General features: G+C 67.8%; 15 protein-coding genes. 11 read left to right on the top strand and 4 right to left on the bottom strand.

From position 1 onward, the window contains the following. The coding region (locus tag C7C56_RS12045) for a TonB-dependent receptor plug domain-containing protein (RefSeq protein ID WP_106757635.1) at positions 1-2,075 on the top strand (2,075 nt) is incomplete at its 5' end. Between the two features lie 122 nt (positions 2,076-2,197). After that, a complete protein-coding gene (locus tag C7C56_RS12040; protein ID WP_181373142.1) occupies positions 2,198-2,578 on the top strand; it encodes a gamma-glutamylcyclotransferase in 381 nt (126 codons plus the stop codon). A 296-nt stretch (positions 2,579-2,874) separates the two neighbouring features. Here C7C56_RS12040 and C7C56_RS12035 read toward each other — a convergent pair whose 3' ends face one another. Further along, positions 2,875-3,948: a hypothetical protein gene (locus C7C56_RS12035; protein WP_106757634.1), complete on the bottom strand. Its 1,074-nt coding sequence runs from the start codon at positions 3,946-3,948 to the stop codon at positions 2,875-2,877. A 226-nt stretch (positions 3,949-4,174) separates the two neighbouring features. On the opposite strand from C7C56_RS12035, the gene C7C56_RS12030 reads away from it, so the two are divergent. Beyond that, positions 4,175-5,767, top strand: coding sequence for an ABC transporter substrate-binding protein (locus C7C56_RS12030; protein WP_181373141.1), 1,593 nt, complete (start codon positions 4,175-4,177; stop codon positions 5,765-5,767). Positions 5,768-5,770: 3 nt separating this feature from the next. Here C7C56_RS12030 and C7C56_RS12025 read toward each other — a convergent pair whose 3' ends face one another. Together C7C56_RS12025 and C7C56_RS12020 are read right to left on the bottom strand one after the other, a co-directional pair. Then, positions 5,771-7,294 (bottom strand): tetratricopeptide repeat protein, encoded by a 1,524-nt coding sequence (locus C7C56_RS12025; RefSeq protein ID WP_106757632.1) that lies wholly within the window; start codon positions 7,292-7,294, stop codon positions 5,771-5,773. A gap of 87 nt (positions 7,295-7,381) precedes the next feature. Beyond that, positions 7,382-7,864: a hypothetical protein gene (locus tag C7C56_RS12020; RefSeq protein WP_106757631.1), complete on the bottom strand. Its 483-nt coding sequence runs from the start codon at positions 7,862-7,864 to the stop codon at positions 7,382-7,384. Between the two features lie 85 nt (positions 7,865-7,949). On the opposite strand from C7C56_RS12020, the gene C7C56_RS12015 reads away from it, so the two are divergent. The 8 genes from C7C56_RS12015 (at position 7,950) to C7C56_RS11980 (ending at position 17,418) form a co-directional block, all read left to right on the top strand. After that, on the top strand, positions 7,950-9,275 hold the full coding sequence (locus C7C56_RS12015) for an SDR family oxidoreductase (RefSeq protein ID WP_106757630.1): 1,326 nt from the start codon (positions 7,950-7,952) through the stop codon (positions 9,273-9,275). An 89-nt stretch (positions 9,276-9,364) separates the two neighbouring features. Continuing rightward, positions 9,365-9,796, top strand: a complete 432-nt coding sequence (locus tag C7C56_RS12010) for a DUF4124 domain-containing protein (protein ID WP_106757629.1) — start codon at positions 9,365-9,367, stop codon at positions 9,794-9,796. A 326-nt stretch (positions 9,797-10,122) separates the two neighbouring features. Further along, positions 10,123-11,370: an efflux RND transporter periplasmic adaptor subunit gene (locus C7C56_RS12005; protein WP_106757628.1), complete on the top strand. Its 1,248-nt coding sequence runs from the start codon at positions 10,123-10,125 to the stop codon at positions 11,368-11,370. A gap of 88 nt (positions 11,371-11,458) precedes the next feature. Then, positions 11,459-12,121, top strand: coding sequence for an ABC transporter ATP-binding protein (locus C7C56_RS12000; protein WP_106757627.1), 663 nt, complete (start codon positions 11,459-11,461; stop codon positions 12,119-12,121). Between the two features lie 9 nt (positions 12,122-12,130). Next, positions 12,131-13,381: an ABC transporter permease gene (locus C7C56_RS11995; protein WP_106757626.1), complete on the top strand. Its 1,251-nt coding sequence runs from the start codon at positions 12,131-12,133 to the stop codon at positions 13,379-13,381. Continuing rightward, complete coding sequence (locus tag C7C56_RS11990) at positions 13,381-14,586, top strand: ABC transporter permease (protein ID WP_106757625.1); 1,206 nt, start codon at positions 13,381-13,383, stop codon at positions 14,584-14,586. The genes C7C56_RS11995 and C7C56_RS11990 overlap by 1 nt, the downstream gene beginning before the upstream one ends. 13 nt (positions 14,587-14,599) lie before the next feature. Next, positions 14,600-16,015, top strand: coding sequence for a sigma-54-dependent transcriptional regulator (locus tag C7C56_RS11985; RefSeq protein ID WP_106757624.1), 1,416 nt, complete (start codon positions 14,600-14,602; stop codon positions 16,013-16,015). Beyond that, positions 16,012-17,418 carry a sensor histidine kinase gene (locus tag C7C56_RS11980; protein ID WP_106757623.1) on the top strand — a complete coding sequence of 469 codons (1,407 nt, stop codon included), beginning with the start codon at positions 16,012-16,014 and terminating at the stop codon, positions 17,416-17,418. The genes C7C56_RS11985 and C7C56_RS11980 overlap by 4 nt, the downstream gene beginning before the upstream one ends. A 741-nt stretch (positions 17,419-18,159) precedes the next feature. Here the strand turns inward: C7C56_RS11980 and C7C56_RS11975 are convergent. Next, positions 18,160-19,347, bottom strand: coding sequence for a sensor histidine kinase (locus C7C56_RS11975; RefSeq protein WP_106757622.1), 1,188 nt, complete (start codon positions 19,345-19,347; stop codon positions 18,160-18,162). Positions 19,348-19,529 lie beyond the last annotated feature (182 nt).

The raw sequence follows: 19,529 nt of genomic DNA, 5'->3' as shown, positions 1-19,529 counted from the left end.
TGAACACCATCCCGACGGCGATCGTCAAGACGATCGAGGTGCTGCGCGACGGCGCCGCCGCCCAGTACGGCTCGGACGCCATCTCGGGCGTGGTCAACCTGCGCCTGCGCACCAACCGCGACGGCGGCGAGGCGAGCCTGACCTACGGCGCGCGCAACACCGAATACGACGTCATCGCGTCGGGCGCGGCGCCGGCCGGCAACACCTGGGCCGCGAACGCGCCGACCTCGCGCAAGCGCAACGACGGCGAAACGGCCACCGTCAGCATCTGGAAGGGCCTGGCGCTGGGCGGGGCCGGCTTCCTGACCATCGCGGCCGAGCTCAAGGACCAGCAGCGCACCGAGCGCGGCGGCTACGACCTGCGCCGCCAATACCCGCTCGTGGCCGGCGCGTTCGACCCGCGCGAACAGGCCTTCGACCGCTTCAACAGCTGGTACGGCGAGCCCGACATGAAACAGAGCACCCTGTTCGCCAACGCCGGCAGCGATCTCGGCAACGGCATGGGGCTGTACGGCTGGGCCAGCCACCAGAAGCGCGAGGCGCGTTCGGCCGGCTTCTACCGGATCGCGCAGGACGCGCGCAACACGCCGGCGATCTACCCCGACGGCTTCCTGCCGGTGATCGCCCCGACCGTCGACGACGCCAGCGCCACCGGCGGCATGACCTGGACCATGGGCGAGTGGGACATGGACGCCTCGCTCGGCTACGGCGAGAACAAGATGCGGTTCTCGATCGAAAACACGCTGAACCGCTCGATCGGGGCGGCCAGCAAGACCGTGTTCGACGCCGGCGGCTTCTCGTACGACCAGATGGTGCTGAACCTGACGGGCGTGCGCACGGTGGCGGTGGCCGGACTGGACTCGCCGCTCAACATCGCGCTCGGCGCCGAGACGCGGCGCGAGGGCTACACCCTGTTCGCCGGCGAGCCCGACTCCTACCGCAACGGCGGGGTGCTGCTCGACGGCAAGCCGACCGCGTCCGGGGCGCAGGTGTTCCCGGGCTTCCGTCCGGCCGACGCGTCCGACCACAGCCGCACCGCGACCGGCGTGTTCGCCGACTTCGAGGCGAACGTGACGCCGAAACTGCTGGCCTCGTTCGCGCTGCGCGGCGAGCATTACTCCGACTTCGGCAACAGCCTGGCGGGCAAGCTGGCGGCGCGCTACGACATCTCGACCGGGTTCGCCCTGCGCGGCTCGCTCCAGAACGGCTTCCGCGCGCCGTCGCCGCAGCAGCAATTCTTCACGACCACCTCGACCAACTTCGTCGACGGCGTGCCGCTCGAAATCACCACCTTCCGGCCGTCCGACGCGGCCGCCGTCGCGCTCGGGGCCAAGCCGCTCGACGCCGAGAAATCGCTGAACATGTCGCTCGGCGCGGTGATGCGCTTTGACAACAAGGCGACGCTGACGCTCGACGCCTACCGGATCAAGATCAAGGACCGCATCGTGTTGTCGGAGAACCTCAACAGCGGCCCGGTGGTCGCCTACCTCGCCGGCAAGGGGTTCGCCGGCGTCGGCGGCGCGCGCTTCTTCATCAACGGCGTCGACACCACCACGCAGGGCCTGGACGTGGTGCTCAACTATCCGATGCAGACGGCGGCGGCCGGCAGGTTCGACTTCACGCTGGCGGGCAACATCACCGACACCGAGGTGACGCGCATTCCGACCACCGCGCAGGTGTCGGCGATCACCCCGGCGCCGACCCTGTTCGGGCGCATCAACCTGCTGTCGTTCGAGGAAGGCCAGCCGATGAACAAGATCAACGCGAGCGTGAACTGGAAGCTGGGCAGGCTCGGCGCGACCTTGCGCGCGACCCGCTACGGCGAGGTGCTGTCGCCGGGCACATCCGAGGCGCTCGACTTCAGGATGTCGGCCAAGACCGTGGTCGACCTCGAGGCGCGCCTCGCGCTCACGCCGAAGATCAACCTCGCGCTGGGCGCGGACAACCTGTTCGACGCCTATCCCGAGGCGCTGCCGACGACGCTCAACACGACCGGCACCACGCAGTTCTCGAACTACGCGCCGTTCGGTCGCTCGGGGCGCTTCATCTACGCCAAGGCGGCGTACAGCTTCTGATGCGATAGCCAAGACCGAGAGCTCACACCCGCAACAGAAATCGTGCGGATTGAGCTTGAAGAGCAAAAACCAGCATCGCCCTCGCGCATGCGGGGACGATCTGTTCTTGCTTCGGCACTTTTTTGGAAGCACTCAATGGGCGCCAGCCATTTCCTCTATTTCGCGTACGGCTCGAACATGAGCGCGGCGCGCCTGACCGCGGCCGACCGCGCGCCGTCGGCGCGGGTGGTGGCGGCCGGCTATGTCACGGGCCGCCGCCTCACGTTCGACAAGGTGGCCGCGACGGCAGCGCCAAGTGCGATTGCGAACCGACCGGCCTCGCCGGCGCCCGCGTCTACGGCGTCGTGTATTCGGTCGGGGTGGCCGACAAGGCCGGGCTCGACCGGGCCGAGGGCCTGGGCAACGGCTACGCCGCGGCCATGGTCGATGTCGTCACCGAAGGCGCGGTGCTCACCGCATGCACCTACTTCGCCACGCGCAAGGACGCCGCGCTCAGAGGCTGAGAGTTTTTCGGGCGTGCCCGAGCAGCCCGCCAGAAAGCGGCAGATCGAGGCGCAAAGCACAGCCATAGCGGGCTATGGTGAGCATTTGCAACGACGAACTGGCGCTTTCTGGCGTGCTGAGCGGGCATGATCGAAAGACTCTCAGCCTCTCAGGCCCTACCACTGGTACAAGCAGCATGTGCTGTCGGGCGCGCGCGAGGGCGGCCTGCCGGCCGACTACATCGCCCTCATCGAACAGATCGCCTCGATCGACGACCCGGCCCGGCCGTAGCGCCGCGCGGGCGGCCGGTCCGCCCCTATGGGAATGCGGCGATCAGCGCGTTGGCCCACGCGGTCGAGGTGGCCTCGAGATCGCCGACCAAACCGGTGGTCTGCTCGATGTGCAAAAACTTGCCCGACGCGGAGGTGGCGGCGGTGCCGCAGGCATTGGTGGCGGTCACGCCGTTGAGCATGCGCCCGGCGGTGTTGGTCGAGGCGACCAGGGCGCAGGTGCCGCCGCCGCCGGTCGTCTCGATGACCCAGGACGGTTTTTGGGCCTCCATGGCGGCCTTGAGCAGCTGCAGCTTGGAGCCGGCCGGCGGCGTCTCGTTGCGGCCCATGCTCATGAACACATCGTTGCTGCAGGTCGACGCGCTCTTGCTGTGCCATTCGATGGCGGTCCAGTCCTGACCCCGGGCGGCGTAGAAATTGTCGAGCGCGACATTGGCCGGGAAGTACATATTGGCCGTGTTGTGGGCGCAATCGCTCTGCCAGTAGGAACCCTGGCAGGTGCTCGCGCTCAGGTTCGCGCTGCGGCGCGTGCCCGCCATCAGGTAGCTGCGCGAATCGCTCCGCTTGAAAATGCGCACCGCCTCGCGCGCGCTGTAGGCGTCGCCCTCGTCCGAGCCGGTGCTCGCGGTGTCGAATTTGGGATGCGGCGCGTGGTGGCTGATGCGCCGCGCGCCGGCCGGGTGGGTGATGAAGGTGCCCCAGCCCTTGTCGACAAAGCCGCTCTTGACCGAGCTTTTCACCTCCATCAGCAGGCAGTAGGTGCGCCCGTTGCCGTCGTCGGTGAAGCTGCGGATCGCCATGTTGGCGCCGATGCTCGCTGGCAGCGCGAAATCGCAGTTCCCTTCGAGCATGGATGTCACGACGGCCGCGAAGTCGGTCGATTGGGCCGCGGTCGGCACCGCGAAGCCATTCGAGTCGTGCTGCGGCATCTGGTGGGAGATGCAATCGACCAGCGCTTCGAGCGTGCCGCTGGCGGCGCACGACAGGGTGGCCCGCTGGGGCTTGGCGGCGCCGGCCGGGGCTGGCGTCGCGGACAGCGCGGCGGCAACGGCGAGCACGGCGCCGCTCCCTGCGAAAGACAGGGTATCGGTCGCGAACATGGAGTCTCCTTATTTTTGGTCGATTGCAGCGCGCCCTTGGCCGGTTTGCCAAACAGTGCGCGAGCGTTCAATTATGGCCCGTGCCGGTTCACATATCAAACAAATAGCGCCGGGCACACCAGAGGCGACGTTATGGCGCCGCGTTACGGCTCCATCGTGGCGCGGCCGGCCGCCGCGGGTGCGTCGGCTACAATACCGGTCCGCTTTCCACACTGGTCCGACTCCGATGCGATACCACCGGCCGACACACCTGCTCTGCGCGAGCGCGCTGCTGCTCACGACGGCGCTGTGGGGCGGCGCGAAGGCGGCCGACATCACGGTCGGCCTGTCCGGCACCATCACCTCGCTCGATCCGCACTTCCATAACAATTCTTCCAACTCGAACGTGGCCGAGCACATGTTCGATCCGCTCGTCGCGCGCGACGCCGGCGCCGGCATCGTGCCCGCGCTGGCGCTGGGCTGGACACTGCGCGGCCCCACCACCTGGGAGTTCAAGCTGCGTCCGGACGTGAGGTTCCACGACGGCCGCCCGTTCACCTCCGCCGACGTGGTGTTCTCGCTCGGGCGCACCAAGACGGTCAAGAACAGCCCGTCCTCGTTCGCGCTCTACACGCGGGCGATCAAGCGCGTCGTCGCGCTCGACAAACTGACCGTGCACGTCCACACCGACGGTCCGGTGCCGATGCTGCCGCGCGACCTGACCGGCGTGCTCATGGTCTCGAAGGCGGCGGCCGAAAACGCCGCCACCGAGGACTTCAATTCGGGCAGGGCGCTGGTCGGCACCGGCCCGTTCAAGTTCGCCGCCGTGCGCCGCAACGAACGGATCGACCTGGTGCGCAACGCGGCCTACTGGGGCCGGCAGGGGCAGTGGGACAAGGCCACCATTTTGCTGCTGCCGAACGAGTCGACCCGCACCGCCGCCCTGTTGAGCGGCAAGGTCGACCTGATCGAGAACGTGCCGACCCAGGACGTCCGGGCCGTCGCCGCCAGGCCGGGATTTACGGTGGCCTCGGCGCCGTCGTTCCGGCTGATGTACCTGCACCTCGACGGCGCGCGCGCGCAAACCCCGTTCGCCTTCGGCCTTGACCGCAAGCCGCTGGCGCGCAACCCGCTGGCCGACCTGCGGGTGCGGCAGGCGATCTCGAAGGCGGTCGGGCGCGACGCGCTGGTGGCCAAGGTGCTCGAGGGGATGGGCGTGCCGAGCGACCAGCTGGTCGGGCCCTCGGGCGCCGGCCACGCGCCCGAGCTAATCGGGTCCAGGCAGGACATCGCCGGCGCGCGCCGCCTGCTGGCGGCGGCCGGCTATCCAAACGGCTTCCGGATCACGCTCCATTCCACCAGCGACCATTACGTCAACGACCGCCAGGTGGCGCAGACGCTGGCCGGCATGCTCGGCCGGGTCGGCATCCTGACCGACGTCCAAAGCTTGCCGGCGCCGGTCTATTTCGCGCGCGGCAACAAGCTTGAATTCTCCCTGATGCTGGGCGGCTGGAACGCCGACTCCGGCATGGTCGAGTCCAGCATGAAGGCGCTGCTGGCCGGCTTCGATCCGGCGACCGGCATGGGCGCCTCGAACCGGGGCCGCTACCGCAGCGCCGCCTTCGACCAGGCCCTTCTGGCGGCGCGCGTGGAGTTCGACGATGCCCGGCGCGGCCGGTTGCTGCGGGAGGCGAACCGGGTGGCGATGCGCGACGTCGGCCTGGTCCCCCTGTACATCCACACCACCGTGTGGGGCAGCAAAAAAGGCTGGAACGTGACGCCGCGCCAGGACGGGCGCACCTACATCCACCAGGTGGTGCGGGCTTCGGCGCCCAAATAAGTTTTACAAAGCCGCCTTCGGCTTGAGGCTGCGCAGCGTGACCGCGTACGCCATGACGCCGACGCCGTCCTCCTCGCGTCCTGCGCGCCGTTCGGCCTCGACCACCTCGAACCCGGCCGCCGCTGCCAGCGCGCGCACATAGGCGAGCGAATGGGCGAAGCGGTTCGACGGCCGCAGCGTGAACTCGCCGCTGTCGCAGGCCTCGACCGAAAAACAAAAGCCGCCGCCCGGGCGCAGCGCGCCGTGGACGGCGCCGAACACCGGCGCCAGGTCGCCGATGTACACGAAAACGTCGGCCGCCACGACCAGGTCGCAGACGTCGGTCCGCCCCGACAAATACTGCGCCAGTTCGCTGCGGAACAGGGCGTCGTAGCAGCCCGCAAGGCGCGCCTTGTCGAGCATTTTCTCGGACAGGTCGACACCCACCAGATGCTTCGAATACGCCCTCAGGTAGGGACCGCACAAGCCGGTGCCGCAGCCCAGATCGAGCGTGTCGGCGTCGCGCGGCGAAAACGCGCGGCGGATCGCGGCGTCAAGCAGCGCCGGCATCTGGTACCCCAGCACGCCGACCAGGTGGTGATCGAAGTGGTCAGCGTACTGGTCGAACAAGCCGGCCACATACGCGGCCGGGGCGGCGGCCGGGGCCTGGCCGACGCCGAGCGCGGCGAGCGCGTACCCGATCTGGGTGGCGTCGCCGCCCTGCGCCAGCGCGCTGCGGTAGGCGGCGACGGCCTCGGCGGGGCGCCCCAGCGCGCGCAGGGTGTTGGCCCGGTATTGGTGGGCGAGCGGATAGTCGGGCTTAAGCGCGAGCGCGCTCTCGTAGGCGGCCAGCGCCTCGTCGAAGCGCTGCAGTCGTTGCAGCGCGGCCCCGCGCCAGCAGCGGGCCTCGGCCCAGTCGGGCTTGAGCGCGATGGCGCGGTCGTAGTCGCGCAGCGCCTCGCCGAAGCGGTGCAGGCCGTGCAGGGCGCGCGCGCGCGCGCACAGCGCCTCGGGGTAGTCGGGGCGGCCGCCCAGGGCGCGCCCGGCGCTGGCGAGGGCCTCGCCGGCACGCCCGGCGTCGTGCAGCGCGAGCGCCAGGTTGCAGTGCGCCTCGGGGTAGGCCGGGCGCAGCGCGAGCGCGCGCTGGTAGCTGCCGATAGCCTCCTCCAGCCTTCCCAGATTGCGCAGCGTGTTGCCGCGGTTGCACAGGGCCAGCGCGTAGCCGGGATTGAGCGCGATCGCCCGGTCGTAGCTGGCCAGCGCCTCGTCGGGCCGGCCGGCGTCCTGCAGGGCGGCGCCGAGGTTGCAATGGGCGTTGGCCTGCGCGGGGTCGATGCCGATCGCCCGCCCGATCAGCGCGAGGGCGGTGTCGACCTGGCCGAGCTGGCGCGCGGCCACGCCCGAGAGGTGGAGCGCGTCGAACTGGCGCGGCGCGAGCGCGAGCACCTGGCCGTAGAGTTCACGGGCGGCGTCGAATTTTCCGTGCTGATGGCATCCGATCGCTTGCTGGAGCAGCGCCGCGACGATTGCCGAAGGTGGAGCGGTCATTTGTTGAGTACCATCTGGCGCATGCCGTGACGCCCGGATTATAGAGCACCGGCCATCGCGCACCGGCTATAGGGCGCCGGCGCGGCGCTAGCGGCGCCGGCTCAATATCGCCCCGAGCGCCAGGCCGCAGCCGAACGCGACATAGACCACCGCCAGCGCGGGCCGCTCGAGGCGCTCCTCGAAGCCCGGGCGCAGGCGCTTCGGGGTCAGCTGGAAGTCGGTGAAGCAGGCCAGCGCCGACACCGCCAGCGCCGCCTGCGCCGTCGGCGCCGCGCGTGCATGGTCGAGCCACCTGCCGCAGGCGCGCTCGAACAGCACCGCCCAGAATGTCGCGCTTGCATGGTGGATCAGGTAGCCCAGCACCGTGTAGCGGATCGACCAGCCGTCGCGCCGGGCCGCCACGTCGCCCCAGAACCAGTGGCTGATGGCGTTGACCGGCGCGAACATGCTGCCTGCCCCGCGGTGGCCGAGCGCGCCGAGCGCGAGCGCCGACGTCACGCTCGAAACGGCGCCCGAGTACAGCCCGCGCTCGAGCGGGAGGCGCCAATTGTGTGGAATGAAATCTTTCATTTGCTTCCAGTGGGGCGCGGCGCGCTTTCGATTGAACCGATCGCGTCCCCCGGCTATCTACCGTGGGGACGAATGAAAGGCATGCATGCGCATCTTGCTGACGGGGGCCAGCGGTTTTGTTGGGCGGCATCTGCTCGGCCCGCTGCTGGCCGAGGGCCACGAACTGGTGTGCGCGCTGCGCGATCCCGGCGCGCCCTTGCTGCCGAATCCGCACCCTGCCCCCCAACCGTCCGCCGAGGATCGGCGCCTGCGCACCATCCATGCCGATTTTTCCAAGAATACACACAAAGCGGTTTGGCTGGCGCGCCTGGCCGGCATCGACATCGTCATCAACACGGTCGGCATTTTTCGCCAATCCCGGCGCCAGCGCTTCGACACCCTGCACACCCACGCCGCCTGCGCCCTGTTCGCCGCGTGCGTCGAGGCGCAGGTGCGCCTGGTGATCCAGTTCTCGGCGCTCGGCGCCGACGACGCCGCCGACACGCCCTACCACCTGAGCAAGCGCGCGGCCGACGACTACCTGGCCAGCCTGCCGCTGCGCGCCTTCATCGTCCAGCCGTCCCTAATCTATGGCAAGGACGGCGCCAGCGCGCGCCTGTTCAAGGCGCTCGCGAGCATGCCGTTCGCGCTGCGCCTGGGCGGCTCCGGGCAACTGGTGCAGCCGATCCATGTCGACGACGTGGCCGGCGCCGTCGTCGGCCTGATCCGGCATCCTCCGCCCGTGCCCGCCTCGGGCGCGACCGCCCCGCGCATCGCCCTGGTGGGTCCGGCGGCGATGTCGTTCACCGACTACCTGGGCGCGCTGCGCAGGGCGCTCGGCATGGGCCGCCTGCGCGTGCTGCGCCTGTCGTCGGCCGCGGCGCGCACGCTGGCGCGCGCCGCGCGCCTGGTGCCCGGTCTGCCGTTCGACCAGGACGCGCTGCGCATGCTCGAGCGCGGCAACACGGCCGACCCTTTCATGACGGCGCGCCTGATCGGGCGCATGCCGCGCCCGGTGGCCGAGTTCATCACCGACCCCGGGGCCGAGCGCGCGCGCGCCAAGCTCGACTGGCTGCTGCCGCCTTTGCGCCTGAGCATCGCACTGGTCTGGATCGCCGCCGCGATCGTCTCGTTCGGCCTGTTTCCGCTGGCCGACAGCCTGCATCTGCTGGCGCGCGCCGGGGTGCCCGACAACCTGCGCCCGCTGATGTTGCACGGAGCCGCCGCGCTCGACCTCGCGCTCGGCCTGGGCATTTTGCTGCTGTGCCGGCGGCGCTGGCTTTGGCTCGCGCAGATCGGCCTGGTCGGCTTCTATACGGTCTTCATCGCCTGGCGGCTGCCCGAATTCCTGCTCCATCCTTTCGGTCCGCTGAGCAAGAATCTGCCCATGCTGGCGGCGCTTTGGCTCTTGTATTCACTCGAAGAAAAATAATTCGACAAGCGGGTTCAGCGTGTGGTAACGAACGGAAAAGCGTTCCTGTACCGGGCAAAGTGGCCTCATTGAAAACAAGGAGCAACATCATGAACACCACAGCTTTGAAGCACACAATTTTCCTCGCTGGCATGATGGTCGCATCGATGACATTCGCCGGACAAGATGTCATCAAATGCGTCGACAGCGGCGGCAACGTGACGTTGACCGACACCGCCTGCGGCAACGGCGTCGAAGTCGCCCGCGAGCCGGTCGCCGTCGAAACCGACTACGCCGCCGAAGTCGCGCTGCCAGAGGCCAGCGTCGAAATCGTCGACGCCCTGGCGATGGTCCCGGCGCGGGTGGTGTCGCGGACCTACTTTCCAAGCGCGAACGAACTGCGTTTCGCCGCCAAGCAGCGCGCCCAGATCGCGCGTCCCTCGATGGGCGTCGATGTCGCCATGCTCAAGGTCGCCAAGACGAACAGCCAACTGGCCGGCAAGCCGTCACGCCCGACGCGCATGACGTTCGCCAGCAACTAGGAGCGCAACCAAGCGGACAACTAAGCCGGGCAACCAAGCCGGCAAGCGCCGCGCGCGCGGGGAACAGGCCAGCTCAGCTGGCCTTTTTTTCGTCCCGCCTCCATGCCATGCAAATTTGTTGAGCTCGGGCACGCTCCATACATTTTTGCATGGCCCGCCGCGGCGTTGCCGGTGCCCGGAACCGGACACTGGTGAACGGTGGCGGGCATGCGCGCCGCGGGCGCGGACCGCCCCCCCCCCCCTTTAGCCCCGCAGGTCCCGTTTTGGCCACTGGCACGGTCTTTGCTGTTATGGCTGCAAGTGCAACCAGAACAAGCGCAGCAACCATGGACCAGCCCATCAGCGACAAAACCATCAACCGGCGCCGCCGCCTCCAGCTCGTGGCCGCCGTCGGCCTGCTCGCGTCGCTCTCGGCGGCGGCGTGGGGCGTCAACCGGGCAGTGCGCCCGAGCATGGCAGCGAGCGATATCGTCGTCGCGGAAGTACGACGCGGCAACATCGCCAACACCGTCAGCGCCGCCGGCGTCGTCATCCCCGTGCACGAGGAACTGGTGACGAGCCCGATCCAGACCCGCGTGGCCAAGGTCCACGCCAAGCTCGGTCAGTCGGTCAAGGCCGGCGAGCTGCTGCTCGAGCTCGACAGCCAGGCGCTGCGGCTGGCCGCCGACAGCTTCAGGGAGCAACTTGCCCAGCAGGAAAACCGGATCCTCGGCATGACGCTCGAGATGGAGCAAAAACGCAAGCAGCTTGTGAGCAACATCGAACTGCTCGCGCTCGACCTGCAAAGCGCGCGCGTCAAGTGGGAGCGCTACCAAACCCTGCGCAAGAGCGGCGCGGTGTCGGGCGAGGACATGCTCACCGCCGAACTGAACGTGAAGCGGCGCGAGATCGAGCTGCGCCAGCAGCGCGAGCTGATCGACGACAACCGGCGCGCCACCTCGAGCAGCATCGAGGGCGCGCGCCTGCAAAAGGCCATCCTCCAGAAGCAGATGGCGCAGCAGCAACAGTTGCTCGACCAGACGCAGGTGCGCGCGCCGTTCGCCGGCATGCTCAGCTCGCTCATGGCCGAGGAGGGCGCGAGCGTGGCCATGGGCCAGTTGGTGGCCAAAGTCTCCGAGCTGAGCAACTACCGGGTCGAGGCCTCGGTGTCGGACTTCCACGCCAACATCCTCAACCCCGGGCAGCTGGTGCGCGTCGAGCAGGGCGGCCATTTGTTGCCCGGCAAGGTGCACACGATCCTGCCCGAGATCCAGAACGGCAGCATCAAACTGATCGTCCACCTCGACCAGCCCAGCCATCCGATGCTGCGCAACAAGATGCGGGTCGACGTCAACATCGTCACCGAGGAAAAGTCCGGCACCCTTGTCAGCGACAACGGGCCGGCCTTCAACGGCAAGGGCCGCCAAAACGTGTTCGTGCTGCGCGACGGGGTCGCCCACAGGACCGTGCTCGAGATCGGAAACGGCGACGGCAAGGCGGTCGAGATCGTCTCCGGGGCCAAGGCCGGCGAGCGCCTGATCGTCTCGGGCATGGCGCGCCACAAGGACCAGGACAGCGTGCGCATCACCAAATGAACATCACCCAGACACAGCAAACGCATCAAACGCATCAAACACGTCAAACGCGTCAAACACAAACCAAGACCAACCAACGAGACCAGTCATGATCAAATTAGACAACGTCAGCAAAACCTACCAGACAGACAAAGTGGAGACACTGGCGCTGAAAGAAATCAATCTGCACGTCAAAAAAGGCGAGTTCGTCGGCATGATGGGCCCCAGCGGCTGCGGCAAGAGCACGCTGCTCAACCTGATCGGCCTGCTCGACCGCCCCGGCTCGGGCACCATCTCGGTCGACGGCATCCCGCTCAAGTCATACAAGGACAAGGAGGTGGCGAAGCTACGCAACAGCACCTTCGGCTTCATCTTCCAGAGCTTTCACCTGATTAACGACTTGCGCGTGATCGACAACGTCGAGCTGCCGCTGCTGTACCGCACCCTGCCGGCCGGCGAGCGGCGCCAGATGGCGCGCGAGGCGCTCGAAAAAGTCGGCCTCGGCGCGCGCATGGACCACTATCCGAACCAGCTCTCGGGCGGCCAGCAGCAGCGCGTGGCGATCGCGCGCGCGATCGTGGGCCAGCCGCAGGTGCTGCTCGCCGACGAGCCGACCGGCAACCTCGACAGCAAGATGGGCGCCGAGGTCATGGAGATCCTGCTCAGGCTCAACGGCGAAGGCACGACCGTGGTCATGGTCACCCACGATGAACGCGAGGCGCAGCGCGTCTCGCGCATCGTGCGCGTGTTCGACGGCCAACTGGTCGCCTAGGAGGCAGGCATGTTCAAGAATTATCTATTGACGGCATACAAGGTCTTCATGCGCCGCAAGCTGTTCACGGCGATCAACCTGCTGTGCATCGTGCTCACGCTGGTGGTGCTGCTGGTCATCACGGCCATGCTGCAGCACGCCTTCTATCCGGTCGGCGTCGAGGGCAAGAGCGCGCGCTTCCTGCAGGTGATGCAGGTGCAACTGAGCGGCCCTTCCGGCAAGGGCGGCCACCGGCGGATGAACACGCCGGTCGGCTACAAGGTCATCGACAAATACTTCCGGCCGATGAAATCGGTCGAACTGGTGTCGGCCGTGACGCTGGCGCGCACGGTGTCGGTCTACCAGCAGGGCCGGGTCACCACGGTCGAACTGCGGCGCGCCGACGCCAACTACTGGAAGATCCTCGACTTCACCGTGTTGTCGGGCCGGGTGCCGAGCGAGGACGACGTCGCGCGCGGCCGCTTCGTCGCCGTGCTCAACGCCACCACGGCGGCCAAGCTGTTTCCGGGCAGCGCGGCGCTGGGGCAGAAGTTCAGCGCCGGCGGGCAAACCTTTGAGGTCATTGGCGTGGTCGAGGACGAGATGCATGTCAACGCCTACGCAGACGTGTGGGTGCCAGTGACGACCTACCCTACGACCAACTACAAGAACGAGATGAACGGCGACTTCACGGCCCTGCTGCTGGCCGGGAGCGCGGCCGACGTGCCCCAGATCCGCGACGAGGTCGCGTTGATCGCCAAGACCATGCAATTCGACGATCCGACCAAATGGAACGAAGCCAATTTCTGGGCCGACAGCAAGCTCGACCTGTTTGCGCGCGAAATCATGGGCAGCCAGGACGAGGCCGACTCGGGCGCCGGCCGCCTGCTCGCCCTGATCGCCGCCCTGATGCTGGTGTTCATGCTGCTGCCGGCGCTCAACCTGGTCAACCTGAACATGGGCCGCATCATGGAGCGCAGCTCAGAGATCGGCGTGCGCAAGGCGTTCGGCGCGACCAGCGCGCAACTGGTCTGGCAGCTCGTGATCGAGAACATCCTGCTGTGCGTGGTCGGCGGCCTGATCGGCCTGCTGTGCGCGCAGGGCATCTTGATGTGGATTAGCAACTCGGACCTGATCCCCTACACCAAAATCGACGTCAACCTGGCCGTGTTCGGCTACGGCATGCTCATCACCATCGTGTTCGGCCTGCTTTCTGGCGTCATCCCCGCCTGGAAGATGTCGCGCCTCGACCCCGTATTCGCCCTGAAGGGAGCCGCTTGATGTTCCGCCACCTGCTTAAACTGATCTGGAAACGCAAATCCAGGAACCTGATGCTCAGCCTGGAGATCCTGCTCGCCTTCGTGATCGTGTTCGCCGTCACCTGCTTCGCCGTGCGCAACTACCAGCTCTATCAATTGCCGATCGGCTTCGACCACCGGGACGTGTGGACGGCCGACATCAAAGCCGATAACGAGCACGGCGCCGGCGGAATCGACGCCGCCGTGTACGACCAGCTCAAGCGCGGCCTCGAGGCGCTGCCCGAAGTCGAAAATGTCGGCTTCGTGGGCTTTTCGCCGTTCACCCGCAGCACCATGCGCACCGAATTCAACCTGCCGGGCAACGGCAGGCGCGTGTCGGCCGACATGTCGGAGATCAGCGACGACGCCTTCGCCCTGTCCGGCATCAAGATCGTCGAGGGACGCGCGTTCTCCGCCGAGGACGAGGGCGCGCCCGGGATCCCGGTGGTGATCAACCGCAGCATGGCCGAGCTGCTGTTTCCGGGCGTCTCCGCAGTCGGCAAGCAATTCACCGACAGCGAGGCCGAGACCCGGGACAAGCGCATGCTCAAGGTCGTCGGCGTGGTCGACGAGTACCGCAACCAGGGCGAATTGATGAATCCGGTCAACTTCATCCTGATGCGCTTCTCGCCCTTGTCGAGCAAGGATTCCGTCTGGACGATCATGCTCAAGGTCAAGCCGGGCACCGGGCGCGCGTTCGAGGCCAAGCTTAGCGAACGGCTCAAGTCGATCCGCAACGACTGGAGCTACGAGATCTCGCCGCTGGACGCGCTGCGCGCGAGCATGCTCAAAAGCGCGCTCGGCCCCTTGATCGCGATGGCGGTGGTGGCCGTATTCATGCTCGTGATGGTCGCCTTCGGCCTGTTCGGCGTGCTGTGGCAAAACACCACCCAGCGCATCCCCGAGATCGGCCTGCGGCGCGCGCTCGGCGCCAGCGCCGGCCACATCTACCGCCAGATCATCGCCGAACAGTTGTTGCTCAGTTCGGTGGCGATGCTCGCCGCGCTGCTGCTGCTGGTGCAGTTGCCGATCACGGGCGCCTTCGGAGACAGCCTCGGCTGGGATGTGTTCTTGCTGGCGGCGGCGCTGTCGATGGCGGTGATCTATCTGATATCCTTGCTGTGCTCCATCTATCCCGGCTGGCGCGCCGCCCGGCTGAGCCCGACCGAGGCGCTGCATTACGAGTAAGCGACAAGAAACAATGAACCACATCAGAACGCAACGCATCCTCATCGTCGACGACGACGCCGCGGTCCAGGTCTCGGTGGCCCTGCTGCTCAAACAGTCGGGCTTCGAGGCGCTGTGCTGCGACGACCCGCAGCAGGCGCTGGCCCTGCTCGCGGCGCAGCCGGTCGACCTGGTCTTGCAGGACATGAATTTCTCGATGCAGACCAGCGGCGAGGAGGGCTTGGCCCTGCTGGCCCGGATCAAGCAGCGCCACCCGCTGCTGCCGGTGCTGCTGATGACCGCCTGGGGCTCGATCGCGCTGGCGGTCAAGGGGGTCAAGGCGGGCGCGGCCAATTTCTTCACCAAGCCGTGGAACAACGCCCAGCTCGTCGAGCTCATCAAGGCCACGCTCGAGCTGGGCGGGGCGCCCGGCACGCCCCGGCTCACGCGCGCCGCGCTCGACGCCCAGTTCGACTTTGGCGGCATCGTCGGCGAGCACCCGGCGTTGCTGCGCGTGCTCGCCACGCTCGGCCAGGTGGCGCGCACCAAGGCCCCGGTGCTGATATTGGGCGAAAGCGGCACCGGCAAGGAACTCGTGGCCGACGCGATCCACCGCAACAGCCCGCGCGCGGCGCTGGCCCCGGTCAAGATCAACATGGGCGCGATCACGCCCTCGCTGTTCGAGAGCGAAATGTTCGGCCATGTGCGCGGCGCCTTCACCGACGCCAGGGCCGACCGCAAGGGCTATGTCGCCAGCGCCAACGGCAGCACCCTGTTCATGGATGAGATCGGCGAACTGAACCGCGCCGACCAGGTCAAGCTGCTGCGCGTGCTGCAGGACCAGAGCTACCTGCCGGTCGGCGCCAGCCGGGCCGAGCAGGCCGACATCCGGGTGGTCTCGGCCACCAACCAGGAGCTCGCCGAGCTGGTCGCCTCGGGCGAGTTCCGCGAGGACCTGTTCTACCGCCTGAACCTGATCACGATCCGGCTGCCGCCATTGCGCGAGCGGCGCAGCGACATCGCGCTGCTGGCCCGGCACATCGTTTCCACGGTCGCGGCCGGCTACGGGCTGGGCGAGGTCGGCCTGAGCGCGCAGGCGCTCGACTGGCTGAGCGCGCAGCCGTGGCCGGGCAACATCCGCCAGCTCAGGCAGACGCTCGAGCGCACCCTGCTGCTGGTCGACAAGCGCGAGCTCACCCACCTTGACTTCATGCACGCCGAGCAAGGCGCCGACGGCCAGGGGCAGGGCCTCGGGGTCGACGGCATGACGCTCGAGCAGGTCGAGCGCCACATGATCGGCCAGGCCATGGCCCAGCACCAGGGCAACATCTCGCGCGTGGCCAAGACGCTCGGCCTGAGCCGCACGGCGCTGTACCGGCGGCTTGAGCGGCACGGCCTAGGCGGCGCGCAGGACGGCGGCGCCGACGGCGCCGACGGGGACGCGCGGTGAGCTTGCGGCGCCGCCTGCAGGCCTATGTGCTGGGCCTGCACCTGGTGTGCTTCGCGCTCACGATCGGACTCTACCGCACCCAGCTGGGCCTGTTCATCGGGCTCGAGTTGCTGCTGCTGGTGACGCTGGCCGGCGGCTTCCACCTGGTCGAGCGCGCGCTCGAACCGTTCGACACCACGCGCCGCTTCCAGGACCTGCTGCTGGACCAGGAATACGGCGCGCGCATGAAGGGCGGCGGCGCCACCGAGATCGACGCGCTGGTGCGCATGTTCAACAAGATGCTCGACGCGCTGTACCAGGAGCGGCTCGCGCTCGGCGAGCAGCAGGGCTTCCTCGACCGCCTGCTCGAGGCGACCCCGAGCGCGGTGCTGGTGTTCGACTTCGACCAGCGCATCAGCCTGGTCAACGCGAGCGCGCAGGCGCTGCTGGGGCTCGATCCGGCGCAGGCCAAGGGCCGGCCGCTCGACCATTGGCTCGGCGGCGCCGGACAACTGCGCGGCGCGCCCGGCGCCGGCGAACGGGCCCGCTGCCTGAGCCTGCTGGAGCAACTGGCCGCGCTGGCGCCGGGCGAAAAAGCCATGCTGACCGACCCGGACGGGCGCCGCTACCGCGGCCAGCGCGGCCAGTTCATCGACCGCGGCTTCGCGCGCCACTTCCTGCTGCTCGAGGAGCTCACGGCCGAGCTCGAAAACTCCGAGCGCGGCGCCTACGAAAAACTGATCCGGGTGCTGGCGCACGAGGTCAACAACACGGTCGCGGCGACCGGCTCGGTGCTCGAATCGCTGCTGTACTACCGGGCCCAGCTGGCCGAGCGCGACAGCGCAGACTTTTGCACCGCGATCGTGGCGGTGCAGCGGCGCAACGTGAGCTTGGGCGAATTCATCGAGCGCTTCACGCGCGTGGTCAAGATGCCCGAGCCCGAGTTGCGCCCGACCTCGGTCAAGGAGATGGTCGACGACATCCTCTGGCTCAACCGCGAGCAATGCAAGGGCCGCGGCATCGAGATTTGCTGGACCCGCTGCGACGCGGTGGCGGCGCTGCCGCTGGACCGGCAATTGATGGAGCAGGCGCTGCTCAACATCGTCAAGAACGCGGTCGAGGCGGTGCAGGCGCGCCAGGACGCGTCGGGCAGCGGGGGCGGGCACGTGCACCTGTCGCTGGCACACGAGGCGGGCGCCATCACGCTGTCGGTGGCGGACTCGGGCGACCTGCTGGGCCAGTTGACGGCGCACCAATTGTTCACCCCGTTCTTCACGACCAAAAAGGGCGGGCAGGGCATCGGCCTGCTGTTCGTGCGCGAGGTGCTCACGCGGCATGGCTTTGGCTATCGACTCGCCGCCGACAGCAACGGCGAGACCCGCTTCGACATCGTCCTGGCGCGCGCGCAGGACCAGCCCGGTTAGTATTTAAATCGGAGAACTGCGGCATGCCTGCCCCGCATCTGCCGGGCGCGCCGCCCGGGCACGTCCGAAAAACTCTCAGCCTCCGGGGCCGTCGCAAAACGAAATTCTCGGAAATCTTGCCGTGAGATTCTAAGCCATCCGGCAATCCACCTGCCCCGCACCGTAGGCCCCGCACGGTTTGCCCCCGCCGGAATGCGGCGCCTCCCAAAAAGGCCCGATTTCAACCGATTCAAGCCGGCATTGCCCGATAACGCCGCGAATTCTGGTGATGGTCGCACGAAACCGCCCGCGCGCCATCCGATCTCGCCCGCACGAGGCACGAAATTGAACGATACGCCGTTTGCGTGTCCGACCAGGCGCCAACTGAGCGCCAACTGAGCGCCAACTAAGCGCTCGCTGGCGTTGTCGTAAAAAAATCGTACCAGCACCGGGTTGATTCGTGCTTTTGTCGGACCGCTTCGCGCAGTTGTCACGCAAAGTCGCGCAATTATCGCGTGGGTGCGTGCCCGTTTCGGGCGATGCCGGGCCAATAACCGGCCAAATCGGAAGAAAAAAAGAAAAGCCACGGAACGCCATCACCGCGCCATCAAGGCCCAGATTCCCGTTTCGCAACAGGTCTACATGCAACTAAGCCTGGCCTCGGTCACAAGCTTCTTTGAAAAGCAGGTCCGGGGAATCCGCCGGGGCGATCGCGGAGTGGATCTGGCGCCACCACCCCGATACGCTGCCCAAGTCTGACATTCAGCTTGCCAAGGGAAGCGTTTGTTCCTGCCCGATGCCGGTGGCGAGGCTGGCCGGCGGTTTCGGCAGGCGCACCGTGAACGTGGTGCCGCTGCCCGGGGTCGAGGTCACGTCGATCGTGCCGCCGTGCGCCATCGCGATCTCCTGGGCCACGTACAGCCCCAGTCCGAGGCTCGTGCTCGGGCGCGCGTCGCCGCCCACCTCGCTCGCCGCAAGTTGCACCAGCGGACGGAAGATCGTCAGCAGCGACTCGGCCGGGATGACGTCGCCCTTGTTGTTTACCTCGATGAGCACGCAACCGGCCTCGGGCGACACCGCCATCGTCACGGGCTCGCCCTTGGTGCCGTACTGGGCCGCGTTGACGAGCAGGTTCACGAACAACTGGTGCAGCCGCACCGGGTCGAATTCGGCCGTCACGTCGCCCTCGGCGCTGAGCACGAATCGGGTGTCGGGGTGGGTCGCGCTCGCGTCCTCGATGGTGGCCTCGCAGACGAGCTTGACATTGGTCAGCTGCAGCGCGATCGGCATGCCGCTGCCAAGCTGGGTGCGCGTGTAGCCGAGCAGGTCGTCGACCATGCTGCCCATCAGGCGGGCGCTGCGGCGCACCCGCGCGCCGACCTGCGCGAGCACCTCCGGATCGGTGATGTCGCGCGCGAGCAGGTCGCCAGCCAGCGCCATGGTCGCCAGCGGCGCACGCAGGTCGTGCCCGAGGATGGCCAGGAACAGTTCGCGCGTCTGGTCCGCGCGCTTCGAATAGGTCACGATCGACTCGGCCAGCGCCTGGTCGATCGCCTCGTTGAAGCGCACCATCTCGTAGCTGCTGGCCTCGGACATCTCGGTCAGGGTGGGCAGCCACAGGCGCAGCACCGAGGCGCGCAGCGCGCGGAACTCGGAACTGAGCTGGGTCAGCGAAAAATTGCTGGCCTGCCGCAGCGCGCCGTGGATGGCCGCCGCGCTCGGTTTTTCCTCGACATCCTCCTGCGCCAGCCCCTGCGATTTCTCGTGCTGCTCCTGGCGCGTCTGGTGCGTCTTGATGTCGAGCGCGACGGCCTCGAGGATTTCGCGCGCGTGGTCGCGCAGGGCCATCGGCGTCATGGCGCCGGCGGCCGGTCCGAGCGTCTCGGCGAACGATTCCCACTCGGCCAGAATTTCGGCCATGTGCGCGTTGATAAATAGGTCGAGTCTCATTGCGCTCCGTTTGCATCGGCGGCTCGGGCTATGCCACGCCTTGCGCTGAGGACGCAGCGGCAAGATGGGGAATGGTCCGGTTGGGTCGGCCCCCGGGAGGGGCGGACGTAATTGATGCCTTAGCATACCATTTAAGCGCCGTTGGCGGGTTTTTCGCCGCGCGCGCGGCGCTGCCGTGCGCC

The organism is Massilia glaciei (assembly GCF_003011895.2).
GTDB classification, from domain to species: Bacteria; Pseudomonadota; Gammaproteobacteria; order Burkholderiales; family Burkholderiaceae_D; genus Telluria_A; species Telluria_A glaciei.
The sequence above is the reverse complement of the archived record's forward strand: the minus strand, read 5'-3'. Positions and strand labels throughout refer to the sequence as shown.

Bases quoted from the DNA above. Each gene is read 5' to 3' on its own strand.
- C7C56_RS12020 (WP_106757631.1), bottom strand. From the start codon at position 7,864: ATGAAAGATTTCATTCCACACAATTGGCGCCTCCCGCTCGAGCGCGGG.
- C7C56_RS11995 (WP_106757626.1), top strand. From the start codon at position 12,131: ATGTTCAAGAATTATCTATTGACGGCATACAAGGTCTTCATGCGCCGC.
- C7C56_RS12005 (WP_106757628.1), top strand. From the start codon at position 10,123: ATGGACCAGCCCATCAGCGACAAAACCATCAACCGGCGCCGCCGCCTC.
- C7C56_RS11990 (WP_106757625.1), top strand. From the start codon at position 13,381: ATGTTCCGCCACCTGCTTAAACTGATCTGGAAACGCAAATCCAGGAAC.
- C7C56_RS11985 (WP_106757624.1), top strand. From the start codon at position 14,600: ATGAACCACATCAGAACGCAACGCATCCTCATCGTCGACGACGACGCC.
- C7C56_RS12015 (WP_106757630.1), top strand. From the start codon at position 7,950: ATGCGCATCTTGCTGACGGGGGCCAGCGGTTTTGTTGGGCGGCATCTG.
- C7C56_RS12035 (WP_106757634.1), bottom strand. From the start codon at position 3,948: ATGTTCGCGACCGATACCCTGTCTTTCGCAGGGAGCGGCGCCGTGCTC.
- C7C56_RS12010 (WP_106757629.1), top strand. From the start codon at position 9,365: ATGAACACCACAGCTTTGAAGCACACAATTTTCCTCGCTGGCATGATG.
- C7C56_RS12000 (WP_106757627.1), top strand. From the start codon at position 11,459: ATGATCAAATTAGACAACGTCAGCAAAACCTACCAGACAGACAAAGTG.
- C7C56_RS12025 (WP_106757632.1), bottom strand. From the start codon at position 7,294: ATGACCGCTCCACCTTCGGCAATCGTCGCGGCGCTGCTCCAGCAAGCG.
- C7C56_RS12030 (WP_181373141.1), top strand. From the start codon at position 4,175: ATGCGATACCACCGGCCGACACACCTGCTCTGCGCGAGCGCGCTGCTG.
- C7C56_RS11975 (WP_106757622.1), bottom strand. From the start codon at position 19,347: ATGAGACTCGACCTATTTATCAACGCGCACATGGCCGAAATTCTGGCC.